At 69.9% G+C, this 26552-nt stretch carries 22 protein-coding genes; 18 read left to right on the forward strand and 4 right to left on the reverse strand.

All coding sequences use genetic code 11. The features are described from left to right. The first annotated feature begins 24 nt into the window (after positions 1 to 24). Together secD and secF are read left to right on the forward strand one after the other, a co-directional pair. Complete coding sequence (secD, locus tag ACF062_RS28725; protein WP_392142553.1) at positions 25 to 1785, forward strand: protein translocase subunit SecD; 1761 nt, start codon at positions 25 to 27, stop codon at positions 1783 to 1785. Position 1786: 1 nt separating this feature from the next. After that, positions 1787 to 2911, forward strand: a complete 1125-nt coding sequence (gene secF, locus ACF062_RS28730; RefSeq protein WP_356574879.1) for a protein translocase subunit SecF — start codon at positions 1787 to 1789, stop codon at positions 2909 to 2911. A 102-nt stretch (positions 2912 to 3013) separates the two neighbouring features. On the opposite strand, the gene ACF062_RS28735 is transcribed toward secF, so the two are convergent. After that, entirely contained in the window at positions 3014 to 3412 is a 399-nt protein-coding gene (locus ACF062_RS28735; RefSeq protein WP_392142555.1) for a hypothetical protein, read from the reverse strand. A gap of 208 nt (positions 3413 to 3620) precedes the next feature. On the opposite strand from ACF062_RS28735, the gene ACF062_RS28740 reads away from it, so the two are divergent. From ACF062_RS28740 to ACF062_RS28760, 5 genes are all read left to right on the forward strand, one after another. After that, positions 3621 to 4160 carry an adenine phosphoribosyltransferase gene (locus ACF062_RS28740; protein ID WP_392142556.1) on the forward strand — a complete coding sequence of 180 codons (540 nt, stop codon included), beginning with the start codon at positions 3621 to 3623 and terminating at the stop codon, positions 4158 to 4160. 264 nt (positions 4161 to 4424) lie between these two features. Next, positions 4425 to 6965, forward strand: a complete 2541-nt coding sequence (locus tag ACF062_RS28745) for a bifunctional (p)ppGpp synthetase/guanosine-3',5'-bis(diphosphate) 3'-pyrophosphohydrolase (RefSeq protein WP_223773555.1) — start codon at positions 4425 to 4427, stop codon at positions 6963 to 6965. 44 nt (positions 6966 to 7009) lie between these two features. Then, positions 7010 to 8302, forward strand: coding sequence for a protein kinase (locus ACF062_RS28750; protein WP_392142558.1), 1293 nt, complete (start codon positions 7010 to 7012; stop codon positions 8300 to 8302). Next, complete coding sequence (locus ACF062_RS28755; RefSeq protein WP_392142560.1) at positions 8299 to 8688, forward strand: hypothetical protein; 390 nt, start codon at positions 8299 to 8301, stop codon at positions 8686 to 8688. Before ACF062_RS28750 ends, ACF062_RS28755 begins: the two co-directional genes overlap by 4 nt. Beyond that, positions 8669 to 9814 (forward strand): caspase family protein, encoded by a 1146-nt coding sequence (locus ACF062_RS28760; RefSeq protein ID WP_392142562.1) that lies wholly within the window; start codon positions 8669 to 8671, stop codon positions 9812 to 9814. The genes ACF062_RS28755 and ACF062_RS28760 overlap by 20 nt, the downstream gene beginning before the upstream one ends. 58 nt (positions 9815 to 9872) lie before the next feature. On the opposite strand, the gene ACF062_RS28765 is transcribed toward ACF062_RS28760, so the two are convergent. Both ACF062_RS28765 and ACF062_RS28770 read right to left on the reverse strand, forming a co-directional pair. Next, positions 9873 to 11105 carry a DUF349 domain-containing protein gene (locus ACF062_RS28765; protein ID WP_392142564.1) on the reverse strand — a complete coding sequence of 411 codons (1233 nt, stop codon included), beginning with the start codon at positions 11103 to 11105 and terminating at the stop codon, positions 9873 to 9875. Positions 11106 to 11239: 134 nt separating this feature from the next. Continuing rightward, positions 11240 to 12064 (reverse strand): peptidylprolyl isomerase, encoded by an 825-nt coding sequence (locus ACF062_RS28770; RefSeq protein WP_392142565.1) that lies wholly within the window; start codon positions 12062 to 12064, stop codon positions 11240 to 11242. Between the two features lie 201 nt (positions 12065 to 12265). Between ACF062_RS28770 and ACF062_RS28775 the strand changes: the two genes are divergently transcribed. The 5 genes from ACF062_RS28775 to rpsD all read left to right on the forward strand — a co-directional run bounded on the left by ACF062_RS28775 (position 12266) and on the right by rpsD (position 17384). Then, entirely contained in the window at positions 12266 to 12979 is a 714-nt protein-coding gene (locus ACF062_RS28775; RefSeq protein WP_392142567.1) for an MBL fold metallo-hydrolase, read from the forward strand. A 13-nt stretch (positions 12980 to 12992) separates the two neighbouring features. Next, the gene (gene hisS / locus ACF062_RS28780) at positions 12993 to 14255 is read left to right on the forward strand and encodes a histidine--tRNA ligase (RefSeq protein ID WP_392142568.1); all 1263 of its coding nucleotides are present in this window, start codon (positions 12993 to 12995) and stop codon (positions 14253 to 14255) included. A gap of 113 nt (positions 14256 to 14368) precedes the next feature. Continuing rightward, entirely contained in the window at positions 14369 to 15010 is a 642-nt protein-coding gene (locus ACF062_RS28785) for a vitamin K epoxide reductase family protein (RefSeq protein ID WP_392142569.1), read from the forward strand. Positions 15011 to 15056: 46 nt separating this feature from the next. Next, positions 15057 to 16415, forward strand: a complete 1359-nt coding sequence (locus ACF062_RS28790; RefSeq protein ID WP_392142571.1) for a replication-associated recombination protein A — start codon at positions 15057 to 15059, stop codon at positions 16413 to 16415. Between the two features lie 354 nt (positions 16416 to 16769). Continuing rightward, on the forward strand, positions 16770 to 17384 hold the full coding sequence (gene rpsD, locus ACF062_RS28795; protein WP_055698916.1) for a 30S ribosomal protein S4: 615 nt from the start codon (positions 16770 to 16772) through the stop codon (positions 17382 to 17384). On the opposite strand, the gene ACF062_RS28800 is transcribed toward rpsD, so the two are convergent. Next, on the reverse strand, positions 17372 to 19504 hold the full coding sequence (locus ACF062_RS28800; protein WP_392142572.1) for an ATP-binding protein: 2133 nt from the start codon (positions 19502 to 19504) through the stop codon (positions 17372 to 17374). The genes rpsD and ACF062_RS28800 overlap by 13 nt on opposite strands. Before the next feature lie 188 nt (positions 19505 to 19692). Here ACF062_RS28800 and ACF062_RS28805 point away from each other — a divergent pair, with 188 nt between their 5' ends. The 6 genes from ACF062_RS28805 to ACF062_RS28830 all read left to right on the forward strand — a co-directional run bounded on the left by ACF062_RS28805 (position 19693) and on the right by ACF062_RS28830 (position 26513). Further along, the gene (locus ACF062_RS28805; RefSeq protein WP_392142573.1) at positions 19693 to 20151 is read left to right on the forward strand and encodes a DUF948 domain-containing protein; all 459 of its coding nucleotides are present in this window, start codon (positions 19693 to 19695) and stop codon (positions 20149 to 20151) included. Positions 20152 to 20158: 7 nt separating this feature from the next. Beyond that, on the forward strand, positions 20159 to 20515 hold the full coding sequence (locus tag ACF062_RS28810) for a DUF6167 family protein (protein WP_392142574.1): 357 nt from the start codon (positions 20159 to 20161) through the stop codon (positions 20513 to 20515). Continuing rightward, complete coding sequence (gene alaS, locus ACF062_RS28815) at positions 20515 to 23184, forward strand: alanine--tRNA ligase (RefSeq protein ID WP_392142575.1); 2670 nt, start codon at positions 20515 to 20517, stop codon at positions 23182 to 23184. The genes ACF062_RS28810 and alaS overlap by 1 nt, the downstream gene beginning before the upstream one ends. Beyond that, positions 23184 to 23678 (forward strand): Holliday junction resolvase RuvX, encoded by a 495-nt coding sequence (gene ruvX, locus ACF062_RS28820; RefSeq protein WP_356574902.1) that lies wholly within the window; start codon positions 23184 to 23186, stop codon positions 23676 to 23678. The genes alaS and ruvX overlap by 1 nt, the downstream gene beginning before the upstream one ends. A 124-nt stretch (positions 23679 to 23802) precedes the next feature. Then, positions 23803 to 25686 carry an endolytic transglycosylase MltG gene (gene mltG, locus ACF062_RS28825; protein ID WP_392142576.1) on the forward strand — a complete coding sequence of 628 codons (1884 nt, stop codon included), beginning with the start codon at positions 23803 to 23805 and terminating at the stop codon, positions 25684 to 25686. Next, the gene (locus ACF062_RS28830; RefSeq protein WP_392142577.1) at positions 25683 to 26513 is read left to right on the forward strand and encodes a shikimate dehydrogenase; all 831 of its coding nucleotides are present in this window, start codon (positions 25683 to 25685) and stop codon (positions 26511 to 26513) included. Before mltG ends, ACF062_RS28830 begins: the two co-directional genes overlap by 4 nt. Positions 26514 to 26552 lie beyond the last annotated feature (39 nt).

Genomic DNA, 26552 nt, shown 5'->3' on the forward strand with positions numbered 1-26552 from the left:
CGGTTGGACAGGGAGAACGAGAAGGTGGCAGCACCGAAGAAGGGCCGAAGGCAGGGCGGCCAGGGGAAACCGGGCCGTTCCCTGGCCCTCATCCTGATCGCCATGGTGGCGCTCACCGGGGGAATGTTCCTCTCCGGTCACACCACCCCCCGGCTGGGCATCGACCTCGCCGGTGGTACGAGCATCACGCTCGGCGCCAAGAGTGAGCCCGGCAAGCCCAACGCGGTCAACCAGACCAACATGAACACGGCCGTGGGCATCATCGAGCGCCGCGTCAACGGTCTCGGTGTCTCCGAGGCCGAGGTCCAGACCCAGGGCGACCGCAACATCATCGTCAACATCCCCAAGGGGACGAACCAGAAGCAGGCGCGTGAGCAGGTCGGCACGACTGCGCAGCTCTACTTCCGTCCGGTGATGACGTTGGCGGCCGGCGCGCCCACCCCCGATCCTTCCAGCAGCCCTTCGGCGTCCGAATCACCCAAGGCGACCGACAAAGACGGCAAGGACGGCAAGGACGGCAAGGACACCGCGTCCGACCCCAAGGCGACCAAGAGCCCCCAGGGCCGGGCTGTCTCCGACGCCCTGAAGGCCGACTCGACTCCGTCGTCCAAGGGTTCGGACAAGCCCAAGGACGACAAGTCCCCGGCGCCGACCCCCACGGGCGACGCGGCGACCAAGGCGCTCCAGGAGAAGTTCGCCGCGCTGGACTGCACCAAGCAGAGCAGCCGGATCAAGGCGACTGAAGGCGTCAAGCCGAGCGACCCGATGGCGGCCTGCGGCAAGAACAGCGCCGGCCAGTGGGAGAAGTACATCCTCGGCCCGGCCGAGGTCGAGGGCAAGGACGTCAAGGACGCCAAGGCCGTGCTCGACCCCGAGCGCGGCATCTGGATCGTCACGATGGACTTCACCAAGAACGGTGCCAAGAAGTTCGCCGCGACCACCGGCAAGCTGATGAAGCAGGCCGAGCCGCAGAACCAGTTCGCGATCGTTCTGGACGGGGACGTCGTCTCGGCCCCGCGCGTGAATTCACAGCTGAGTGCCAACGCCGAGATCAGCGGCGACTTCAACCAGGAGTCGGCCAAGGACCTGGCCAACATGCTGTCCTACGGAGCCCTGCCTCTCACCTTCCACGAGGACAGCGTCACGACCGTGACCGCGGCGCTCGGCGGCGAGCAGCTGCATGCCGGTTTGATCGCCGGTGCCATCGGCCTCGCGCTGGTCGTCATCTACCTCGTGGCGTACTACCGGGGTCTGGCCTTCATCGCGCTGCTGAGCCTCATCGCCTCCGGGGTCCTCACTTACACGATCATGACCCTGCTGGGTCCGGCCATCGGCTTCGCACTGAACCTGCCGGCGGTGTGTGGTGCGATCGTTGCGATCGGTATCACTGCGGACTCGTTCATCGTGTACTTCGAACGCATAAGGGACGAGATCCGCGAGGGCCGCACGCTGCGCCCCGCCGTCGAGCGGGCCTGGCCACGTGCTCGGCGCACCATCCTGGTCTCGGACTTCGTGTCCTTCCTCGCCGCCGCGGTCCTGTACATCGTCACGGTCGGTAAGGTGCAGGGCTTCGCCTTCACCTTGGGTCTCACCACTCTGCTCGACGTCGTGGTGGTCTTCCTCTTCACCAAGCCGCTGATGACGATCATGGCCCGGAAGAAGTTCTTCGCGAGTGGCCACAAGTGGTCCGGGATCGACCCGACGCGCCTGGGTGCCAAGCCTGCGCTGCGCCGCACCCGTCGTACCTCTGGTTCCGCCGGCCCCGTCGACCCGAAGGAGGCGTGAGATGTCGAAACTCGGCAACCTCGGCGCCCAGCTCTTCCACGGCGAAGTCGGTTATGACTTCATCGGCAAGCGGAAGATCTGGTACGGCGTCTCTGTTCTGATCACCATCACGGCGATCGTCGCCCTGGCCGTCCAAGGCCTCAACATGGGCATCGAGTTCAAGGGCGGTGCGGTCTTCACCACACCGAAGACCACCGCCTCGGTCGAACAGGCCCAGGAGTCGGCGGAGAAGACTTCGGGACACCAGGCCATCGTCCAAAAGCTCGGCAACGACACGATGCGCGTCCAGATCTCGGGCGTGGACACGGCCAAGTCCGACCAGATCAAGGAAGACCTGGCCAAGGACCTCGACGTCCCGGCCAAGGACATCAACGCGGACCTGGTCGGCCCGAGTTGGGGTGAGCAGATCGCCAACAAGGCGTGGACCGGCCTCGGTGTCTTCCTCGTCCTGTGCGTGCTCTACCTGGCGATCGCCTTCGAGTGGCGGATGGCTGTGGCCGCGCTGGTCGCGCTGATCCACGACATCACCATCACGGTCGGCATCTATTCCCTGGTCGGCTTCGAGGTCACCCCGGGTACCGTGATCGGTCTGCTGACGATCCTCGGCTACTCCCTCTACGACACGGTCGTCGTCTTCGACTCGCTCAAGGAGCAGGGCAAGGACGCGGCCAAGCAGACGAGGTTCACCTACAGCGAGATCGCCAACCGGTCGATCAACAGCACCCTGGTGCGTTCCATCAACACCACCGTGGTCGCGCTCCTCCCGGTGGCGGGTCTCCTCTTCATCGGTGGCGGTGCGCTCGGCGCGGGCATGCTGAACGACATCTCGCTGTCGCTCTTCGTCGGCCTCGCGGCCGGTGCGTACTCCTCGATCTTCATCGCCACTCCGCTGGTCGCCGACCTCAAGGAGCGCGAGCCGGCGATGAAGGCCCTGAAGAAGCGGGTGCTCGCCAAGCGCGCGGCCGCCGCGGCCAAGGGGGAGTCGCTGGACACCGAGGAGCCTCTGGGTGAGGACGGCGACGAGCCGCAGGACGTCCCGGCGGCCGCCGGAGTGGTCGGCAGCCAGCGTCGTACGCAGCAGCCCCGTAACCGCGGTCGTGGCCGCCCGACGGGGAAGCGCCGCTGACCCGCACGGGATCAGCCGGACAGAGCAAGACAAGTGATCGGGCCCCGCTCCTGCACAGGAGCGGGGCCCGATCACTTGTCTCAGCTCAGAGGCTGACGAGGGTTACTGCCACTTGAGGAGCGAGAAGCCCTTGATCTTGATCTCAGGGTGTGCCGCGACATTTCCCCAGGGCACGTTCTTGATGAACCCGCTCTTGCCGCAGCCGGCGTTGTACCACTTCGCCACGTAGTTCTTCTTCGTCTTGCTCCACTTGAAGCCCTTGACCTTGATGCACGGCGTGCCGCGCTCGGCCGCCCAGCGGTAGCGGACCTTCAGGCCCTTGTAGCCCCACAGCGAGCACGGGTCCTTCGACTTGGTCCAGCGACCGGCGATTCCCCCCGCGTTCTGCCAGCCGTTGCAGCTGGCCATGGTCGTGACCGATCCGCTCTTGGTGGTTCCTGCGGTGGCGGCGCCGACGGGAGACGCCGCAGTGGCGAGAGCGGCCATTGCCACGAGGGGCACGACCCCAGTGGCGATCTTGCGAGAAATATGCACTGTTCCTCCGTTTTAGCCCTGAGAGAGGGCGGTCGCGGATGATCTTGTCATGCGGTCGCGTGACGATTCCAATCGCTTGAGCAACGGCTCTCTGAGCTCTTGAGCAACGGCTCTCTGAGCTAGAGTGACTCGCTGCCATGACGCGTTCGATCATCAAAAGCAATGAGGTGGGCAGATGACTCCCGCACAGGAACTGCTGCTCAGCCGCATCCGTGACGTCCCGGACTACCCGGTGCCGGGCGTGACGTTCAAGGACATCACCCCGCTCCTCGCGGACCCCGTGGCGTTCACGGCGCTCACCGACGCGCTGGCCGACTTCAGCGTGCGGCACGGCGCCACGAAGATCGTCGGCCTGGAGGCCCGCGGCTTCATCCTCGGCGCCCCGGTCGCGCTCCGCGCGGGGCTCGGCTTCATCCCCGTACGCAAGGCGGGCAAGCTCCCCGGGGCGACACTGAGGCAGAGCTACGACCTGGAGTACGGCAGCGCCGAGATCGAGGTGCACGCCGAGGACCTGGCGGCGGGCGACCGCGTCGTGGTCATCGACGACGTCCTCGCCACCGGCGGCACGGCCGAGGCCTCACTGGACCTGATCCGGCGCTCCGGCGCCGAGGTGGCCGGCGTCGCGGTCCTGATGGAGCTCGGCTTCCTGGAGGGCCGGCGCAAGCTGGCCCAGGCCCTGGACGGGGCGCCCCTGGAGGCGCTGATCACCATCTGAGCGACACACGCGACCCACGCGACAGCGCGACGGACGCCCCGGCACCGGCCGGGGCGTCCGTCGTCGTTTCCGGCGGCATCCCGGGCTCCCTGGGGCCCGGGGTTGTCGTGTCCGGGGCGGTCGGCGGGAATCGATGTTCCGCCCCGCACGTTTCTCCTGTACAGAGGCGTCTCACCGGCCGCAGGCGAGCCGAAGCCCCAGGATCGATACCATGGGTACTTCGGGGCCTGTCCGGGGGACCCCGATCGCGCACAGGGAGCGCTCTTGCCAGACGAGTCCCAGCCACTCACCGCCGCCAAGGCCGCCCAGAAGGCCCAGCAGGCCTCGGCGGGCTCCGCCGCGCCCGCGAAGAAGGCAGAAGGCGCGCAGGGCGGCTCGTCCGCGCAGCGCGCCAAGGGAGAGGTTTCCCGGGGCGACAAGCCAGCCGAGCAGCCCCGCCCGAAGCCGCCCGCGGACCACCACCCGACGGCTCCCGCGATCCGTCCCGCCACGGGCCAGCCCACGCGCTCCGGCTCCTCCAACCGCGTACGGGCCCGGCTCGCCCGCCTCGGCGTCCAGCGTTCGAACCCGTACAACCCGGTCCTGGAGCCCCTGCTGCGGATAGTGCGCAGCAACGACCCCAAGATCGAGACGGCCACGCTCCGCCAGATCGAGCGGGCCTACCAGGTCGCCGAGCGCTGGCACCGAGGCCAGAAGCGCAAGAGCGGCGACCCGTACATCACGCACCCGCTCGCCGTGACGACCATCCTCGCCGAGCTCGGCATGGACCCGGCCACCCTGATGGCCGGTCTCCTGCACGACACCGTCGAGGACACCGAGTACGGCCTGGACACTCTGCGCCGCGACTTCGGCGACCAGGTCGCACTGCTCGTCGACGGCGTGACCAAGCTCGACAAGGTCAAGTTCGGCGAGGCCGCGCAGGCCGAGACCGTCCGCAAGATGGTCGTCGCCATGGCCAAGGACCCGCGCGTCCTGGTCATCAAGCTCGCCGACCGCCTGCACAACATGCGCACGATGCGGTACCTCAAGCGCGAGAAGCAGGAGAAGAAGGCGCGCGAGACCCTGGAGATCTACGCGCCGCTCGCCCACCGCCTGGGCATGAACACCATCAAGTGGGAGCTGGAGGACCTCGCCTTCGCGATCCTCTACCCCAAGATGTACGACGAGATCGTGCGCCTGGTCGCCGAGCGCGCCCCCAAGCGCGACGAGTACCTCGCCATAGTGACCGACGAGGTCCAGGCCGACCTGCGCGCAGCCCGCATCAAGGCCACCGTCACCGGCCGCCCGAAGCACTACTACAGCGTCTACCAGAAGATGATCGTCCGCGGCCGTGACTTCGCGGAGATCTACGACCTGGTGGGTATTCGGGTGCTTGTCGACACCGTGCGCGACTGTTACGCCGCGCTCGGCACCGTCCACGCGCGATGGAACCCGGTCCCCGGCCGGTTCAAGGACTACATCGCGATGCCGAAGTTCAACATGTACCAGTCGTTGCACACGACGGTCATCGGCCCCAACGGCAAGCCCGTCGAGCTCCAGATCCGTACGTTCGACATGCACCGCCGCGCCGAGTACGGCATCGCCGCGCACTGGAAGTACAAGCAGGAGGCCGTCGCCGGCGCCTCGAAGGTGCGTACGGACGTGCCGAGGAAGGCCGGCGGCAAGGACGACCACCTCAACGACATGGCGTGGCTGCGCCAGCTCCTGGACTGGCAGAAGGAGACCGAGGACCCCAGCGAGTTCCTCGAATCCCTGCGCTTCGACCTGTCGCGCAACGAGGTCTTCGTCTTCACGCCGAAGGGCGACGTCATAGCGCTCCCGGCGGGCGCCACCCCCGTCGACTTCTCGTACGCGGTCCACACCGAGGTGGGCCACCGCACCATAGGGGCCCGGGTCAACGGCCGCCTCGTGCCGCTCGAATCGACCCTGGACAACGGCGACCTGGTGGAGGTCTTCACCTCCAAGGCGGCAGGCGCGGGCCCGTCGCGCGACTGGCTCGGCTTCGTCAAGTCGCCGCGGGCGCGCAACAAGATCCGCGCGTGGTTCTCCAAGGAGCGCCGCGACGAGGCGATCGAGCAGGGCAAGGACGCCATCGCGCGCGCCATGCGCAAGCAGAACCTGCCGATCCAGCGGATCCTGACCGGCGACTCCCTGGTCACCCTCGCGCACGAGATGCGCTACCCCGACATCTCGTCCCTGTACGCGGCGATCGGCGAAGGCCACGTCACCGCGCAGTCCGTCGTGCAGAAGCTGGTCCAGGCACTCGGTGGCGAGGAGGCCGCCAACGAGGACATCGCCGAGAGCGCGCCGCCCTCGCGCGGCCGCAGCAAGCGCCGCTCCAACGCCGACCCGGGTGTCGTGGTCAAGGGCGTCGACGACGTGTGGGTCAAGCTGGCCCGCTGCTGTACGCCCGTCCCCGGCGACCCCATCATCGGCTTCGTCACGCGCGGCAGCGGCGTCTCGGTCCACCGGAGCGACTGCGTGAACGTCGACTCGCTCTCGCGTGAGCCGGAGCGGATCCTGGAGGTCGAGTGGGCGCCGACCCAGTCCTCGGTCTTCCTCGTCGCCATCCAGGTCGAGGCCCTGGACCGCTCCCGTCTCCTGTCCGACGTCACGCGCATCCTCTCCGACCAGCACGTGAACATCCTCTCGGCGGCGGTGCAGACCTCCCGCGACCGCGTCGCCACCTCCCGCTTCACCTTCGAGATGGGCGACCCGAAGCACCTGGGGCATGTACTCAAGGCCGTCCGAGGAGTAGAGGGTGTGTACGACGTGTACCGGGTGACGTCGGCGCGCAGGCCCTGAGCGGGCGCGGCGCGCGGAACGGGGGGAAGGCGATGGACCACGGCGTGGGCGCGACCGTTGCCGGGCGGTACCGGCTCCTCGGGCCGCTGGGCCGCGGCGGCATGGGTGTGGTGCACGAGGCCGAGGACACCCGCCTCGGGCGGCGCGTGGCCGTGAAGATGCTGACGGCCGTCGAAGGCCTCGCCGAGGACGGTGAGGCCCGCGACCGGTTCCTGCGCGAGGCGCGGGCCCTCGCGCGCATCGACCACCCGGGTGTGGTGACGCTGTACGACGCCGGGGTGGCCGACGGGACGCCCTACCTCGTCATGCAGGTGCTCGACGGACTGAGCCTCGCGGAACTGGTCAAGCGGACCGGGCCGCTGCCGGTGCCCGTCGTCGCCCTGATCGCCCTGGACGTGGTGCGCGGCCTCGCCGCGGCGCACGGATCCGGCGTACTCCACCGGGACGTCAAGCCCTCCAACATCGGCATCAACCGCGGCGGCCACGTCGTCCTGCACGACTTCGGGCTGGCCCGGCTCGCGGGGGAGCGGGCCATCACCAGGACGGGCGAGCTCATCGGCACCCCGCAGTTCATGGCCCCCGAGGCCATCCGGGGCGTGACCCCGTCACCGGCCGCCGACCTGTACGGCCTCGGCGCCTGCATGTACCTCATGCTCACCGGGGAACTGCCACTCGGTGACGCCACGGTCGACTACGGCGCCATCGTGGACCGCGCGCTCGGCGACGGCGTCCCCAAGCTCTGTGAACGAAGCAGCCGGGTCCAAGGTGCACCAGCCCACCTCCTCGACCTGGTCGACCGGCTCTGCGCCCAGGACCCCGCCGACCGGCCGCAGCACACCGGCGCCACCGAGGAACTGCTCGAACGGTACGCGGACGGCGGCCGGGAGGCCCTGGCCGCGCTCCTGGCAGGTCAGGTGAGGGACGAGGCGGTGCGCTCCCTCGGCGAGCAGGCGGCCGTCGCCGAGGAGCCGGAGTACGACTGGGAAGAGGCCGTCCCGCACCCGAGGGCCGCACCCGCCGACCCCCTGCACCCGCCGACGCTCAGCGAGGCCACCCGCCGCATCGTGCTCAGCAGCATGACCCCGCAGAGCGCCCTGTCCCGCCAGCGTGAGGCGGTCAACCTCGTGCTCCGCGGCGAGCTCCAGGAGGCCGCGCAGATGCTGGCCGCGGTGGTCCCCGTCTGCCTCTCGTCGCTCGGGCCCACCCACCCGACGACGCTCATCAGCCAGTACTGGCAGGCCGTCTGCCTGGCCCGGCTGGGCGCGGGAGACAAGGCCGTGGAACTGCTCGCCCGGGTGAACCGTCATGTGGACCAGCGAAGAGGGAGTGAGCGGTGACCGATCTGGTGGTGGAGGTCCGGGAAGCCGACGCCGAGGACGAACTGCGGTCCCTGGCCGCCTGGCTGCGCGAGGACGAGTCCCTCGACGGGCACCTTCGGAGCAGGGTCGCCTCGGCCACGCCCGCCCCGGCGGACCACATGGGCGCGGGCATCGACGTCCTCGAACTCGCCCTCGGCACCTCCCTGTCCACCGCGGCCCTGGTCGTCTCCCTGCTCCAGTGGCAGCTCTCGCGCCGCCGGGCCCCGGCCCTCGTGCTGAGCCGCGGCGACGTACGCGTGGAGCTCACCCAGGAAGCGGCGCGCGACGAGGAGACACTGCGGCGCGTCATGGCGGTCCTCGAACCCGGCGAGGGAGGCGCGGCCGATGGCGACGGCGCTCCCTGACCCGGCCCGCTCCCGCGCCGTCCTGGTCGGCACCGCGTCCTACCGCCACCTGCCCCAGCTGCCGGCCGTCGAGGCCAATGTGGTGGACCTGGCGGCCGAGCTGTGCGACGCGACCGTCTGGGGGCTCCCCGTCCAGCACTGCACCGTGGTCACCGACCCGCAGAGCGTGCCCGCCATGCTCGACCCCGTGCACCAGGCCGCCGACGAGGCCACGGACACCCTCGTCGTGTACTACGCCGGACATGGCATGCGCGACTCGGAGTCCACGGACCTCTATCTCGCCCTCGGCGACTCGCGCGACACCATGGGGTACACCGCGGTCGCCTACCAGCACTTGCGCACCGCGCTGCGTGGCTCCCGCGCCCGGCGCAAGATCGTCGTACTCGACTGCTGCTTCAGCGGACGTGCCGCCCGCACGCTCTCCGGCGGTGACGTGCTCGCCGCGCAGGCCGCCGTCGACGGGGCGTACGTCCTCACCGCCTCGCCCCGCGACCGCGTGGCCCTCGCGCCCGACGGGGAGCGCTACACGGCGTTCACCGGCGAACTCCTGACCGTCCTGCGCGGCGGCGTCCCCGACGGCCCCGAGTTGATCGACCTCGAAACGCTCTACCGCGTCCTCGAGGAACGGCTGCGCGCCAAGAACCGTCCGCTGCCCCAGCGCTCCCAGGAGAACGGCGTCGGCCGCCTGCCGTTCGCCCGCAACAAGGCCCGCGCCGCCCACAGTGCCCCCGCGGGCCCCGTACTCGCCACCGACATCCGCGCGGCCATGGTCGCCACCGGACTGAACGTCGCCCGGCTGCTGCGCGCCGAGGGGAACACCCGGGACGCGCTGCCCGTGCTGCGCCTCGCGCTTCAGGAGCAGGTCAGCGACGGCCGGGGCGAACTGCTCGCCGTACAGCTGGAGTTGTCGGAGCTGCTGGCCGAGACCGGGCAGATCCGCGAGGCCATCGAAGTCCTGGAACTCGCCTTCCAGCAGGTGCACAAGGTGTATGGGCCCGAGGCCGTCCTCGTCTGCCGCAGGCTCGCCGATCTGCTCCAGGAGTCCGGCAACCACATCCAGGCCTGCGAGGTCCTCAAACACGCGCTGGACATCAACGAGTACGGGGGAGCGCGCACCCCTCCATAGCCAGAGCCGAAGGGCCCGGCCGGTGGTCGCCGGCCGGGCCCCTCGCACGTCCGCGGGGTCAGCCGCCGAACTCGTGCAGCCCCTTCAGCGCCTGGTCGAGCAGCGCCTGGCGGCCGTCCAGCTCCTTCTGGAGCTTGTCGGCCTTGGCGTTGTTGCCCGCCGCGCGGGCCGTCTCGATCTGGCCGCGCAGCTTGTCCACGGCCGCCTGGAGCTGGCCGGTGAGACCCTCGGCACGCGCGCGTGCCTCCGGGTTCGTGCGGCGCCACTCGGCTTCCTCGGACTCCTGAAGGGCGCGCTCCACGGCGTGCATGCGGCCCTCGACCTTCGGGCGGGCGTCACGCGGGACGTGCCCGATGGCCTCCCAGCGTTCGTTGATCGAACGGAACGCGGCGCGCGCCGCCTTCAGGTCCGTCACCGGGACGAGCTTCTCGGCCTCCTCGGCCAGCTCCTCCTTGAGCTTCAGGTTCTCCGACTGCTCGGCGTCACGCTCCGCGAAGACCGCGCTGCGTGCCGCGAAGAACACGTCCTGGGCGCCGCGGAAGCGGTTCCACAGGTCGTCCTCGTGCTCACGCTGGGCGCGGCCCGCGGCCTTCCAGTCGGCCATCAGCTCGCGGTACCGCGCGGCCGTCGGACCCCAGTCCGTCGAGCTCGACAGCGCCTCGGCCTCGCCGACCAGCTTCTCCTTGGTCTTGCGGGCCTCCTCGCGCTGCGCGTCCAGCGACGCGAAGTGCGCCTTGCGGCGCTTGGAGAACGCCGAGCGGGCGTGCGAGAAGCGGTGCCACAGCTCGTCGTCCGACTTGCGGTCGAGACGCGGCAGACCCTTCCAGGTGTCCACCAGGGCCCGCAGCCGCTCACCGGCCGCCCGCCACTGCTCGCTCTGGGCCAGCTCCTCTGCCTCGACGACCAGGGCCTCCTTGGCGTGCCGTGCCTCGTCGGACTGCTTCGCCTTCTGGGCCTTGCGCTCCTCGCGCCGGGCCTCGACGGTCTCCACGAGCTGGTCGAGCCGTTTGCTCAGGGCGTCCAGATCGCCGACCGCGTGCGCCTCGTCGACCTGCTGGCGCAGATGCCCGATGGCGGTCATCGCGTCCTTGGCCGACAGGTCGGTCGTCTTCACCCGGCGCTCGAGAAGTCCGATCTCGACGACCAGACCGTCGTACTTGCGCTCGAAGTAGGCGAGGGCCTCATCAGGAGATCCTGCCTGCCACGAACCGACCACTCGCTCGCCGCCGTCGGCCGTACGCACGTACACGGTCCCCGTCTCGTCGACGCGGCCCCACGGGTCGCTGCTCACAGCGCCTCCTCCACATGATGCCTGCGCAGGGCCGTCGGGCCCCCGGCATCGTCCACAGTTTCGTCACCGCCAACATAGGCGACCGGCGGGGCGGCTGTCCGCATCCCGCACGACCGAAGTTTGCCTGGCGGGGCTCAGGATTTGGTGACGGTCGCCTTGTCGATGACGACGGTCGCGTTGGGGGCGCCGTCACCCTGCCCGGAGCTCTCCCCGGCCGCGGCGATCTTCTTGAGCACCTTCATCCCGGAATCGGAAATGGTCCCGAACGGTGTGTAGTCGGGCGGGAGCTGACTGTCCTGGTAGACGAGGAAGAACTGGCTGCCGCCGGTGTCGCGGCCCTTCTTCGTCCGGGCGTCGTACTGGTTCGCCATGGCGACCGTGCCGGCCGGATAGACGCCGCCCTTCAGGCGCTTGTCCTTGAGGTTCTCGTCCGGGATCGAGTAGCCCGGACCGCCCTTGCCGGTGCCCTCCGGGTCGCCGCACTGGAGGACGTAGATGCCGCCCGTGGTGAGGCGGTGGCACTTGGTGTGGTCGAGGTAGCCCTTGTTCACCAGGAAGTCGAACGAGTTGACCGTGTGCGGGGCCTTCGCCGCGTCCAGGTCGAGGCCGATGTCGCCGCACGTCGTCTTCAGGTCCATCGTGTACTCGGCGGACTTGTCGACCTTGAGCGCTGGCTCCTTCTTGAAGCTCAGTGGCTTCACCTTGCCGGGAGCCGCCTTCGCGCAGGGGTCCTCGGGCGTGCTGGTGGGCGTCGCGCCCGCGTCGTCCTGCGTCGAACCGTCGCCGTCGAAGGCCCCCGCCGCGTACGACACCGCGCCGCCCGCCACCACCACCGCGAGCGCCCCCGCGATCACGCCGTTGCGCAGACGAGCCCTGCGCCGCGCGGCCTCCCGCCGCTGCTGCTGCCGCTCGAACTTCTCCCGGGCGAGCTGCCGCCGCCGCTGATCGTTGCTGACCACCGGGTTCTCTCCCCTTTTCCGGTTCTCCGGTTTCCCGGTTCCCACAGAGCGCGGCCGCCCTTTCGCGGGACCGCCTGAATGTGCCCCGTACCGTATATGGGTTACCTGTGGAATCGGCAGCGCCGGTAGGCTCTGATCTGCCGCATTCTCCCGTTCCGGGGGCTGCGGCCCCTCCCGCCGGACGACGAACGAAGGACGATCGTGCTCATTGCCGGGTTCCCCGCCGGGGCCTGGGGCACCAACTGCTACCTGGTCGCCCCCGCCGCAGGCGAGGAGTGCGTGATCATCGACCCGGGCCATCAGGCCGCGCAGGGAGTCGAGGACGCACTCAAGAAGCATCGGCTCAAGCCCGTCGCGGTCATCCTCACCCACGGCCACATCGACCATGTCGCCTCGGTCGTCCCGGTCTGCGGAGCGCACGACGTGCCCGCGTGGATCCACCCCGCCGACCGGTACATGATGAGCGACCCCGAGAAGGCGCTCGGCCGCTCCATCGGGATGCCGCTCATGGGCGAGCTGACCGTGGGGGAGCCCGACGACATGCGGGAGCTGGCCGACGGAGCCGAGCTGAAGCTGGCGGGCCTCGACTTCTCCGTCGCGCACGCGCCGGGCCATACGAAGGGGTCGGTGACCTTCCAGATGCCCGAGACGGCCGAGATCCCCTCGGTCTTCTTCTCGGGCGATCTGCTCTTCGCCGGCTCCATCGGACGCACCGACCTGCCCGGCGGCAGCCACCCCGAGATCCTCCAGTCGCTGGCCCGCGTGTGCCTGCCGCTCGACGACTCGACCGTGGTGCTGTCCGGCCACGGCCCCCAGACATCCATCGGCCAGGAGCGCGCCACCAACCCGTACTTGCGGCAGGTGGCATCCGGCCTGGGCGCGGACCCCACGTCCGCCCCGCGACGAGGAATGTGACGAGAAGAATCCCGTGAGCACCTTCAAGGCCCCCAAGGGCACGTACGACCTGCTTCCGCCGGACTCCGCGAAGTTCCTGGCGGTGCGCGACGCGATCGCCGGCCCGCTGCGCAACTCCGGCTACGGCTACATCGAGACGCCCGGTTTTGAAAACGTCGAGCTGTTCGCGCGCGGTGTCGGTGAGTCCACCGACATCGTCACCAAGGAGATGTACGCCTTCACCACCAAGGGCGGCGACGAGCTCGCGCTGCGCCCCGAGGGCACCGCGTCCGTGCTGCGCGCGGCGCTTGAGGGCAACCTCCACAAGGCGGGCAACCTCCCGGTCAAGCTCTGGTACTCGGGCTCCTACTACCGCTACGAGCGCCCCCAGAAGGGCCGCTACAGGCACTTCTCCCAGGTCGGCGCCGAGGCGATCGGCACCGAGGACCCGGCGCTCGACGCCGAGCTGATCATCCTGGCCGACCAGGCCTACCGCGCCCTCGGCCTGCGGAACTTCCGCATCCTGCTGAACTCGCTGGGCGACAAGGAGTGCCGTCCCGTCTACCGCGCCGCGCTCCAGGACTTCCTGCGCGGCCTGGACCTGGACGAGGAGACACGTCGACGTATCGACATCAACCCGCTCCGTGTCCTCGACGACAAGCGCGCCGAGGTCCAGAAGCAGCTGGTGGGCGCCCCCTCGCTGCGCGACTACCTGTGCGACGCGTGCAAGGCGTACCACGAGCAGGTCCGCGAGCTGATCACGGCGGCCGGTGTCGGCTTCGAGGACGACGAGAAGCTGGTCCGCGGTCTGGACTACTACACCCGCACCACCTTCGAGTTCGTCCACGACGGCCTCGGCTCGCAGTCCGCCGTCGGCGGCGGCGGGCGCTACGACGGCCTCTCCGAGATGATCGGCGGCCCCTCGCTGCCCTCGGTCGGCTGGGCGCTCGGCGTGGACCGCACGGTGCTCGCCCTGGAGGCGGAGGGCGTCGAGCTTGAACTGCCCTCGTCCACCAGCGTCTTCGCCGTCCCGCTCGGCGACGAGGCGCGCCGCGTGCTCTTCGCCAAGGTGACGGAGCTGCGCAAGGCCGGGGTCGCGGCGGACTTCTCGTACGGCGGGAAGGGGCTGAAGGGGGCGATGAAGAACGCGAACCGCAGCGGCGCGCGCTTCACCGTCGTCGCCGGTGAGCGTGACCTCGCCGAGGGCGTCGTCCAGCTCAAGGACATGGAGTCCGGGGAGCAGGAGGCCGTCGCGGTGGACGAGATCGTCGCCGTCCTGAAGGACAGGCTCGCCTGAAACCGGGCTCCTCGTAGCTCCTCGTACCTGTGTGTCCAACGCCCGGTGGACACACAGGTACATGCGGCACAATGTGCGTGCCCACAGGCCCCCTCAAGCGACGGAACGGCGTGATGACCAAAACGATGTCAGCGAAGGACGGCGCCTTGGACCACGACGAGCAGGTGGAAGCCCCGCGCGCCTTCGGTGGAAGCCGTGCGTTCGCCCTGCTCCTGGTGATCACGGGCGCGGCCGGTCTGCTCGCCTCCTGGATCATCACCCTCGACAAGCTGGAACTCCTGAAGAACCCCGATTTCCAGCCCGGGTGCAGCATCAACCCCATCGTGTCCTGCGGCAGCATCATGAAGAGCGAGCAGGCGCAGGCCTTTGGCTTCCCCAACCCGATGCTCGGCCTGGTCACCTACGGCATCGTCATCGCCGTCGGCATGAGCCTGCTCGCCGGGGCGCGCTTCCCGCGCTGGTACTGGCTGACGTTCAACGCGGGCACCCTCTTCGGGGTCGGATTCTGCACCTGGCTGATGATCCAGTCGCTCTACCACATCAACGCGCTCTGCCTGTGGTGCTGCCTGGCCTGGGTCGCCACCCTCCTGATGTTCTGGTACGTCACGTCCTTCAACATCCGCCACGGCTTCCTGCCCGCCCCGCGCTGGGCCAAGAGCTTCCTGGACGACTTCACCTGGGCCCTGCCCGTGATGCACACCGGCGTCATCGCGATGCTGATCCTCACGCGCTGGGGCGCCGACCTCTGGGCCTGAACCGCGCCCGGAAGGATTGTCAGTGGGGTGACATAGGGTTCTGGACGTGGAGCCCGACCTGTTCACCGCCGCAGCCGAAGACCGCCAGGAGAAGGATCCGTCCAGCAGCCCCCTGGCCGTCCGGATGCGCCCCCGTACCCTCGACGAAGTCGTCGGCCAGCAGCATCTGCTGAAGCCGGGCTCGCCCCTGCGCCGCCTGGTGGGCGAGGCCGGTGGCGGGCCCGCGGGGCCCTCCTCCGTCCTCCTGTGGGGCCCGCCCGGCATCGGCAAGACGACTCTGGCGTACGTCGTATCCAAGGCCACGAACAAGCGCTTCGTGGAGCTCTCGGCGATCACCGCGGGCGTCAAGGAAGTGCGCGCGGTCATCGACGGCGCCCGCCGGGCCATGGGCGGCCACGGCAAGGAGACCGTCCTCTTCCTCGACGAGATCCACCGCTTCAGCAAGGCCCAGCAGGACTCCCTCCTGCCCGCCGTCGAGAACCGCTGGGTGACGCTGATCGCGGCGACCACCGAGAATCCGTACTTCTCGATCATCTCCCCGCTCCTGTCCCGCTCCCTGCTGCTCACCCTCGAACCGCTCACGGACGACGACCTGCGCGACCTGCTGCGCCGGGCCGTCACCGACGAGCGGGGCCTCGGCGGCGCGGTCGAGCTGCCCGAGGAGGCCGAGGAGCACCTGCTGCGGATCGCCGGCGGCGACGCCCGGCGCGCCCTCACCGCCCTGGAGGCGGGTGCCGGCTCGGCCCTCGCCAAGGGCGAGGAGACCATCACCCTCCAGACCCTGGAGGAGTCGGTCGACCGGGCCGCGGTGAAGTACGACCGCGACGGCGACCAGCACTACGACGTGGCGAGCGCCCTCATCAAGTCCATCCGTGGCTCCGACGTCGACGCGGCCCTGCACTATCTGGCGCGCATGATCGAGGCGGGCGAGGACCCCCGCTTCATCGCCCGGCGCCTGATGATCTCCGCCAGCGAGGACATCGGCCTCGCCGACCCGAACGCCCTGCCCACCGCGGTCGCCGCCGCCCAGGCCGTCGCCATGATCGGCTTCCCGGAGGCCGCGCTCACCCTCAGCCACGCCACGATCGCCCTCGCCCTGGCCCCCAAGTCGAACGCCGCGACGATCGCCATCCAGCAGGCCCAGGCCGACGTCCGCGGTGGCCTCGCCGGCCCCGTCCCGCCCCACCTGCGCGACGGCCACTACAAGGGCGCCGCCAAGCTGGGGCACGCGCAGGGGTACGTGTACCCGCACGACGTCCCCGGCGGCATCGCCGCACAGCAGTACGCCCCGGACACCATCGAGGGCAAGCGCTACTACCAGCCCACGAGATACGGCGCCGAGGCGCGGTACGCCGACGTGGTCGAGCGGGTCCGCGCCCGCCTCAAGGGCGAGCAGCCCGAGTAGCCGCACCGCCCGGCTGAGGCACCCCACCGCACCCGGTACACTTGCCCGAAGTGCTGCGTCCCGTGTCCGGTCTCGTACCGGCACCACCAGAACGGGACATCCAGCCGGAACCCCGCCGCCGCAAGGCACGGGGATCCAGGAGCGTCGCGCACCGTCGAAGGTGTCGCGGGCAGCCCACCACCACCCCGGAGCCCCGGGAATCGGTCGGTGGGCCACTCGCGTGCTGCACATAGTGCCCAGACCAGGGAGCGGCTGCCTCGAGAGCCCATGGCTCACGAGGTTTCCCAGGCTGCGGATGCGACCTCCCCTAACCACTGGTGAAGCCGAATTCACATTGAACAGAGAGGTTGGTTCATGCCGAACCAGTCCCGCCCCAAGGTCAAGAAGTCGCGTGCTCTTGGCATCGCGCTGACCCCGAAGGCCGTCAAGTACTTCGAGGCCCGCCCCTACCCGCCGGGCGAGCACGGCCGTGGGCGCAAGCAGAACTCGGACTACAAGGTCCGTCTGCTCGAGAAGCAGCGTCTGCGCGCGCAGTACGACGTGTCCGAGCGCCAGCTCGTCCGCGCCTACGAGCGTGCCGCCAAGACGCAGGGCAAGACCGGTGAGGCCCTGGTCATCGAGCTGGAGCGTCGTCTCGACGCCCTGGTTCTGCGTTCGGGCATCGCCCGCACGATCTACCAGGCCCGCCAGATGGTCGTGCACGGCCACATCGAGGTCAACGGCCAGAAGGTCGACAAGCCGTCCTTCCGCGTCAAGCCGGACGACGTCGTCATGGTCCGCGAGCGCAGCCGCGAGAAGCCGCTGTTCCAGGTCGCGCGTGAGGGTGGCTTCGCCCCCGACGGCGAGACCCCGCGCTACCTCCAGGTGAACCTGAAGGCCCTGGCCTTCCGCCTGGACCGCGACCCGAACCGCAAGGAGATCCCCGTGATCTGCGACGAGCAGCTCGTCGTCGAGTACTACGCCCGCTGACCCGGACGTAGCTCACCCTGCTTCAGCCCGTCGCCTCCCCGCCCTTCCCGGCGGGGCGGGCGGCGGGTTCGCTCGTTCCCGGGGCCCGTCCGCAGCGCCCGCGCGACCGCCGCGTCCAGCCCGAGCGCCGCCCCCGCCCGCAGGCACTCCTCGTACCGCTCGTCGCCGAGCGCCGCGCGGGCCTGCTGCTCGCACAGCGCGTGCGGCCCGCCGAAGTACCCCGAGCCGAACAGCGGCAGCCCCACCGAGGGCCAGATGCGGGACGCGGCCCCCTGGAGCACCGCCGCCTCCGCCGGATCGCCCTCTGCGGCCGTGAACAGCGCGAGGAGCTCCAGGGACAGGACCGTGCCCAGCAGATCGTGGAAGCGGTGGTCGAGATCGAGCGACTCGGCGAGCAGCGCACGCGCCTCCTCGGCCTCGCCATGGGTCCACGCCGCGAAGCCGAGGACATACAGGGCGTACGCGAGCGCCCAGCGCTCGCCGTGGTCCTCGCAGACCCGGCGGACGTCCTCGCACAGCTCCACCGCGCCTGCGAGGTCGCCGCGGAAGGCGAGGGCCATCGCCAGTTCGACCCGGCCCATCAGGACATTGCTGTTGAGCTCACCGATCTCCTGGTAGCGCTCCAGCGCCGAGCGCAGCAGCCTCTCCGCACGCGGAAGGTCGTCCGTGACCAGCGCCAGACAGCCGATGCGGTGCTCGGCGTAGGCCGCCGCGACCGCACTGCCCGAGCGCTCGGCGCCGTCGCGGCACTCGTGCAGCGCGGCCAGGGCGGCGACCGTGTCGCCCTGGAGCACCGACACGTAGCCGAGCACCCACAGTGCCTTGAGCCGCGCGTGCTCGTGGCCGCCCGCGAGCTCCAGCGCCCGGTCGAGCCAGTGCCTGCCCTCCGCGAGCCGCCCGCACCCCACCCAGTAGAACCACAGGGTGCCCGCGAGGTACTGCCCGAGATGGGCCTCGCCCTCCTCGGTGAGGCAGAACTCCAACGCCGCGCGCACATTGGGCAGTTCGGCGTCGACCAGAGCGGCGACCTCCGCCTGGCGCGGCGAGAACCAGTCCACCTCGCACCACGTGACGAGCCCCATGTACCAGTCGCGGTGCCTACGCCGCAGCCGCGTGGCCTCGCCCGCGGCCTCCAGCCACTCCGCGCCGTACGCCCTCACCGTGTCGAGCATGCGGTAGCGCACGCCCGCGGGCCCCTCCTCGCGGTTCACGACGGACTGCGTGAGCAGTTCGTCCAGTACGTCGATGATGTCGTCGGCGTGCAGCCCGTCCCCGGCGCAGATGTACTCGACCGCCTCCAGATCGAACTGCCCCGCGAACACCGACAGCCGCGACCACAGCAGCCGCTCCCGGGGCGCGCACAGCTCATGGCTCCAGCCGATGGCCGTACGCAGGGTCTGATGGCGGGGCGGCACGTCGCGGCGCACGCCCGTCAGCAGCCGGAAGCGGTCGTCGAGCCGAGAGACCAGCTGAGCGGGGGAGAGGACCCGCAGCCGGCCCGCCGCAAGCTCGACGGCGAGCGGGATGCCGTCCAGGCGCCGGCACAGTTCGAGGACGTCCTCACGGCTGCCGTCGTCCAGGGTGAAGCGGGGCACGCACGCCGCCGCCCGGTCCGCGAAGAGCTCGGCGGCTTCCTCCGGGGGCAGCGGCGCCAGCGGCAGGAGCCGCTCGCCCTCGGTCTCCAGCGGCCTGCGCCCCGTCGCGAGCACCCGGAGCCCGGGGGAGTGCACCAGCAGCTCGCGCACCAGCGAGGCGCACGCGTCCACGAGGTGCTCGAACCCGTCGACGACCAGGAGGAGTTCCCGCTCCGCGAGGTGCTCGCGCAGCACTTGGCGCGGCGGCCTGCTCGTGTGGTCGGTCAGCCCCAGGGCCTCGGCGACGGCGTGCTCCACCAGGTCCGCATCCCGCAGCGGCGCCAGGTCCACCAGCCAGGTGCCGTCGCGCGGCCTGCGCCGTCCCGCGGCCCGCACGGCCAGCCGCGACTTCCCCACTCCGCCGACCCCGGTGATCGTGACGAGCCGGCCGGTCTCCAAGGCCGCGGCCAGCTCGGCGAGTTCGCCGGAGCGCCCGACGAAGGCGTTCAGTTCCAGAGGGAGGCTGCCGGGTTGAGAGGGTCGCATGGGGTACGGAGCGTACTCATGCGCATGCGGTCCGTACAATCACGTGAGGCAACTCCTGTGACGGCGAGCGGGAATGCGGTACGGACCGAACGCCCCGGCGCGATAGGCTCGGGGGACGACTTTTCGATGTTCACATTCGATGTTCACGTTTCGATGTTCAGGGACGATGTCTCAGGGAGCGGTGCCAAGTGACCGGTGGAGAGGTTGCCGGGATCCTGGTGGCCGTCTTCTGGGCGATCCTGGTCTCCTTCCTCGCGGTGGCACTGGCGAGGCTGGCCCAGACGCTCAGGGCGACCACCAAGCTCGTCGCGGACGTGACCGAGCAGGCGGTTCCCCTCCTGGCAGACGCCTCCTCGGCGGTGCGCTCCGCGCAGACGCAGATCGACCGCGTCGACGCCATCGCCTCCGACGTCCAGGAGGTCACGTCGAACGCGTCGGCGCTCTCCAGTACGGTCGCCTCCACCTTCGGCGGCCCGCTCGTCAAGGTGGCCGCGTTCGGCTACGGCGTGCGGCGGGCCATCAGCCGCAAGACCGGCCCCGAGGCGAAGGACATGCCCGCCAAACCGTCCCGGCGTACGGTGATCGTGGGCCGCACCGTCCCCTCCGCACGGCAGCGGAAGCGGGACAACCGGAATAAGAGGGACTGACGCAGCGATGTTCCGCCGTACGTTCTGGTTCACCGCGGGCGCAGCCGCCGGCGTATGGGCCACCACCAAGGTCAACCGCAAGCTCAAGAAGCTGACGCCGGAGAGTCTTGCCGCGCAGGCGGCGAACAAGGCGATCGAGGCGGGTCACAAGCTGAAGGACTTCGCACTCGACGTCCGCGACGGCATGGTCGAGCGCGAGGCCGAACTGGGCGAGGCCCTCGGCCTGAACGATCACCCCGACGCCGCACTCCCCGTCGGGCGCCGCTTCGCGGTCATCGAGAACACCACACACGACAGCGACAACAAGAAGACGAAGTACCTCGACGACACGAGGCACTCGTACAACCGGAATGAGGACCACTGATGGAGTCGGCTGAAATCCGCCGCCGCTGGCTGAGCTTCTTCGAGGAGCGCGGGCACACCGTCGTCCCTTCGGCGTCGCTCATCGCCGACGACCCGACTCTGCTCCTGGTCCCCGCGGGCATGGTGCCCTTCAAGCCCTACTTCCTCGGTGAGGTCAAGCCGCCCGCGCCGCGCGTGACCAGCGTGCAGAAGTGCGTGCGTACGCCCGACATCGAAGAGGTCGGCAAGACCACGCGGCACGGCACGTTCTTCCAGATGTGCGGCAACTTCTCGTTCGGCGACTACTTCAAGGAAGGCGCCATCGAGCTGGCCTGGGAGCTGCTCACCGGCTCCGTGGCCGACGGCGGCTTCGGCCTCGACCCCGAGCGCCTGTGGATCACGGTCTACCTCGACGACGACGAGGCCGAGCGGATCTGGCGCGAGAAGATCGGCGTCCCCGCCGAGCGGATCCAGCGCCTGGGCAAGAAGGACAACTTCTGGTCCATGGGCGTCCCCGGCCCCTGCGGCCCCTGCTCCGAGATCAACTACGACCGCGGCCCCGAGTTCGGCGTCGAGGGCGGCCCGGCCGTCAACGACGAGCGGTACGTCGAGATCTGGAACCTCGTCTTCATGCAGTACGAGCGCGGCCAGGGCACCTCGAAGGAGGACTTCGAGATCCTGGGCGAGCTGCCCACCAAGAACATCGACACCGGTCTCGGCCTCGAACGTCTCGCCATGATCTTGCAAGACGTGCGGAACATGTACGAGACCGACACCCTGCGCGTCGTCATGGACAAGGCCACCGAGCTGACCGGCGTGCGCTACGGCGCCGACCACGGCTCGGACGTCTCCCTGCGCGTGGTCGCCGACCACATCCGTACGTCCGCCATGCTCATCGGCGACGGCGTCACGCCCGGCAACGAAGGCCGTGGCTACGTACTGCGCCGCATCATGCGCCGCGCCATCCGCAACATGCGCCTGCTCGGCGCCACCGGCCCGGTCGTCCAGGAACTCATCGACGTCGTGATCGACACGATGGGCCTCCAGTACCCCGAGCTGATCACCGACCGCAAGCGCGTCGAGACCGTCGCCCTCGCCGAAGAGGCCGCCTTCCTCAAGGCCCTCAAGGGCGGCACGAACATCCTCGACACCGCCGTCACCGAGACCAAGGCCGCGGGCGGCAAGGTCCTCTCCGGCGACAAGGCGTTCCTGCTGCACGACACGTGGGGCTTCCCCATCGACCTCACCCTGGAGATGGCCGCCGAGCAGGGCCTTTCCGTGGACGAGGACGGCTTCCGCCGGTTGATGAAGGAGCAGCGCGAGCGCGCCAAGGCCGACGCCCAGGCCAAGAAGACCGGCCACGCCGACCTGCTCGCCTACCGTGAGATCGCCGACGCCGCTGGCGCCACCGACTTCACGGGCTACTCCCTCACGGAGAACGAGGCCGTGATCGTCGGCCTGCTGGTCAACGGCGTCTCCTCGCCCGCCGCCACCGAGGGCGACGACGTCGAGATCGTCCTCGACCGCACCCCGTTCTATGCCGAGGGCGGCGGCCAGATCGGCGACACCGGCCGCATCCGCCTGGACAGCGGGGCCATCGTCGAGGTCCGTGACGTGCAGAAGCCGGTCCCCGGCGTGCACGTCCACAAGGGTGTCGTCCAGGTCGGCGAGATCACCGTCGGCGCCCCGGTGTGGGCCTCGATCGACTCGCACCGCCGCCGCGCCATCGCCCGCGCCCACTCCGCCACGCACCTGACGCACCAGGCGCTGCGCGACGCGCTCGGCCCCACGGCCGCCCAGGCCGGTTCGGAGAACCAGCCCGGCCGCTTCCGCTTCGACTTCGGTTCGCCGTCCGCCGTGCCCACGGCCGTGATGACGGACGTCGAGCAGAAGATCAACGAGGTCCTCGCCCACGAGCTGGACGTCCAGGCCGAGGTCATGTCCATCGACGAGGCGAAGAAGCAGGGCGCGATCGCCGAGTTCGGCGAGAAGTACGGCGAGCGCGTGCGCGTCGTCACCATCGGCGACTTCTCCAAGGAACTGTGCGGCGGTACGCATGTGCGCAACACCGCCCAGCTCGGCCTGGTGAAGCTGCTCGGCGAGTCCTCCATCGGCTCCGGCGTGCGCCGCATCGAGGCCCTGGTCGGCGTCGACGCGTACAACTTCCTCGCCAAGGAGCACACCGTCGTCGCCCAGCTCCAGGAGCTGGTCAAGGGCCGCTCCGAGGAGCTGCCCGAGAAGATCTCCGGCATGCTCGCCAAGCTGAAGGACGCCGAGAAGGAGATCGAGAAGTTCCGCGCGGAGAAGGTCCTCGCGGCCGCCGCCGGTCTCGTCGACTCCGCCAAGGACGTACGCGGCGTCGCCCTCGTCACCGGCCAGGTGCCGGACGGCACGGGCGCCGACGACCTGCGCAGGCTCGTCCTCGACGTGCGTGGCCGCATCCCCGGCGACCGCCCCGCCGTGGTCGCGCTCTTCACGACGGCCAACGGCAAGCCGCTCACGGTCACGGCCACCAACGAAGCCGCCCGTGAGCGCGGCCTCAAGGCCGGAGACCTGGTTCGTACGGCCGCCAAGACTCTCGGCGGCGGTGGCGGCGGCAAGCCGGACGTCGCCCAGGGCGGCGGCCAGAACCCGGCCGCGATCGGCGACGCCATCGCCGCCGTCGAGCGCCTCGTCACCGAGACGGCCTGATGACCGGGCCCGCCCAGCCGGCCCCGGGCATGCGCAGGGGCCGGCGGCTGGCCATCGACGTCGGTGACGCCCGGATCGGGGTCGCCTCGTGCGACCCCGACGGGATCCTCGCCACGCCGGTGGAGACGGTGCCGGGGCGTGATGTCCCGGCGGCCCAGCGCCGTCTGAAGCAGCTCGTCGACGAGTACGAGCCGATCGAGATCGTCGTCGGCCTCCCTCGCTCCCTCAATGGGCGCGAGGGCCCGGCGGCCGCGAAGATCCGCGTGTTCACGCAGCAGCTCGCCCGCATGGTCGCCCCCATCCCGGTGAGGCTCGTGGACGAGAGGATGACCACAGTGACGGCCAGTCAGGGCCTGCGCGCCTCGGGCGTGAAGTCCAAAAAGGGCCGGTCCGTCATCGATCAGGCAGCGGCCGTGATCATCCTTCAGCAGGCACTGGAGTCCGAACGGGCGTCAGGGAAGGCACCCGGCGAGGGCGTCGAAGTGGTCATCTGATCGCGATACGGTAACGTTCCGCGCGATGCGGCGGCGTTCGAACAGCTGCCGCACAGCATCAAGAGGCGGAACGGTTGCCCGGCCATCCCAACGGCGGCCCCGCCTCGCGGCATGTAGGGGATCGATGACTGAGTATGGCCGGGGCCCAGGCTCCGAACCGTGGCATCCGGAGGACCCGTTGTACGGGGACAGCGGATGGGGAGGACAGCAGCCCGCGGGCGGCCAGTCCCCCTACGGCGGCCAGGGGCAGTACCACCAGCCGCACCAGCATCAGCAGCCGCATCAGTCCCAGTCGCAGTACGGCGGTGACTGGAGCACCGGGCAGCAGCAGGCCGCGCACGACCAGTCGGGGTACGGCGGACAGCAGCAGTACGAGGGCGGCCCCGCTCAGGCCTACAACGGCTCCGACCAGGGCTACAACGGTGGCTCCGACCATCACGGCTACAACGGCGGGCCCGGCCAGGGGCACAACGGCGGGTCGGATCAGTACAACGGCGGGTCGGACCAGTACAACGGCGGCGGATCCGACCAGGGCCAGGGTCACCAGGGTTATGACGGTGGCTACGGCGGGGGAGCGGACCCGCATCACAACGGCGGGCAGGACGCGCCCAACGGCGGCTGGGACACCGGGCAGCAGGGCCAGGCCCCCTACACCGATCCGATGGACCCCTACGCCGGCCAGCAGGCCGGTTACGGCCAAGAGGGCCCCGACTACTACGCAACGCCCGACGCCTACGCGCCGCCGGAGCCGCCCACCCGCCGCCGGCCCGACCCGGAGCCCGAGGCGGCGCCCGACGCCGAGACGGACTGGGACCCGGGGCCGGACCGAGGCGAGCACGCCTTCTTCGCGGGCGGCGACGAGGACGACGACGATGAGCCCGGCCGCCGAGGTGGCCGGGGGGACCGGCGCGGGGGCCGGGGCGGCAAGAAATCGCAGAAGCGGCGCAGCGGCTGTGCCTGCCTGGTCGTGACGCTCGTCTTCGCGGGCGGCCTCGGCGGGGTCGGCTACTTCGGCTACCAGTTCTACCAGGACCGTTTCGGCACGGCGCCGGACTACGCGGGCGAGGGCTCGGGCACGGTCACCGTCGACGTCCCCAAGCACTCCCTCGGTTACGCCATCGGTCAGAAACTGAAGGACGCCGGTGTCGTGAAGAGCGTCGACGCCTTCGTCTCCGCCCAGGGCAAGCATCCGCAGGGCCAGTCCATTCAGGCGGGCGTCTATGTCCTCAAGAAGCACATGTCGGCGGCGAGCGCCGTCGAATTGATGCTGGACCCCAAGAGCCGCGCCAACCTCATCATTCCCGAGGGCAAGCGGAACGCATGGGTCTACAAAATGATCGACGCCCGTCTCAAAGTGTCCGCTGGTACGACGGAAAAGGTCGCCAAGAAGGAATGGAAGACCCTCGGTCTTCCGAAGTGGGCCAATACCAACGAGGACATCAAGGACCCGCTGGAAGGATTCCTCTTCCCCGCCAGCTATCCGGTCGCCCCGGGGCAGAAGCCCGAGGACGTCCTGCGCAAGATGGTCGCCCAGGCCAATGAGAAGTACGAGGAACTCGGCCTCGCGTCGAAGGCCGCCGAGCTGGATCTGAAGAACCCGCTGGAAGTCCTCACGGTGGCGAGCCTCGTCCAGGCGGAGGGCAAGCACAAGCACGACTTCGACAAGGTCGCGACGGTCGTCTACAACCGCCTGAAGCCCGACAACACCGAGACGTACGGCCTGTTGGACTTCGACTCCACGGTGAACTACCTCAGGGGCGAGTCCAAGCTCGCCATCGGTTCGGTCGACGAGCTGCGCAAGATCAAGGACCCGTACAACACCTACAAGGTCAAGGGCCTGCCGCCCGGGCCGATCAGCAACCCCGGCGAGGTCGCGCTGAATTCGGCGCTGCACCCGGCCGAGGGGAACTGGTACTACTTCGTCTCGATCAGCGAGGACAAGACCCTCTTCGCCGAGACCAACGAAGAGCAGAACCGCAACCGCGAGAAATACCTGAAGGGGCAATGAGCGCGCCACAGCGTCGAGCCGCCGTCCTCGGCTCCCCGATCGCCCACTCCCTCTCTCCGGTGCTGCACCGCGCCGCTTATGAGGAACTCGGGCTGACCGACTGGACGTATGACCGTTTCGAGATCGACGAGGCGGCGCTGCCCGGATTCATCGGGGAACTCGGCCCGGAATGGGCGGGGCTTTCCCTGACGATGCCGTTGAAGCGGGCGATCATTCCGTTGCTCGACGAGGTCAGCGGGACCGCCGCCTCCGTGGAGGCCGTGAACACCGTCGTGTTCGGCGAGGACGGCCGGAAGGTCGGTGACAACACCGATATCCCCGGCATGGTCGCCGCGCTGCGCGAACGCGGCATCGAGCAGGTCGACTCCGCCGCGATCCTCGGTGCCGGCGCCACCGCGTCCTCCGCGCTCGCCGCCCTCGCGCGGATCTGCACCGGCGAGGTCGTCGCGTACGTACGCAGCGACGCCCGCGCGGCCGAGATGCGGCAGTGGGGCGAGCGACTCGACGTGGAGGTCAGGACCGAGGACTGGGAGGACGCCCGCGAGGCGCTGAGCGCGCCGCTGGTGATCGCCACGACCCCGGCGGGCGCCACGGACGCGCTGTCCGGCCTGGTGCCCGAGCGTCCGGCGACCCTCTTCGACGTGCTGTACGACCCGTGGCCCACCGAGCTGGCGGCCCGCTGGTCGGCGTACGGCGGGGCGGTCGTCAGCGGACTCGACCTGCTCGTGCACCAGGCGGTGCTCCAGGTCGAGCAGATGACCGGCCGTGGCCCCGCGCCGCTGGACGCGATGCGCAAGGCGGGGGAGCACGCGCTCGCCGAGCGATAGCCCCGGGACCCCCCCGGGACGCGTTCGACGCCGTGTCCG

It is taken from the genome of Streptomyces sp. NPDC015345, from assembly GCF_043078805.1.
Lineage (GTDB): Bacteria > Actinomycetota > Actinomycetes > Streptomycetales > Streptomycetaceae > Streptomyces.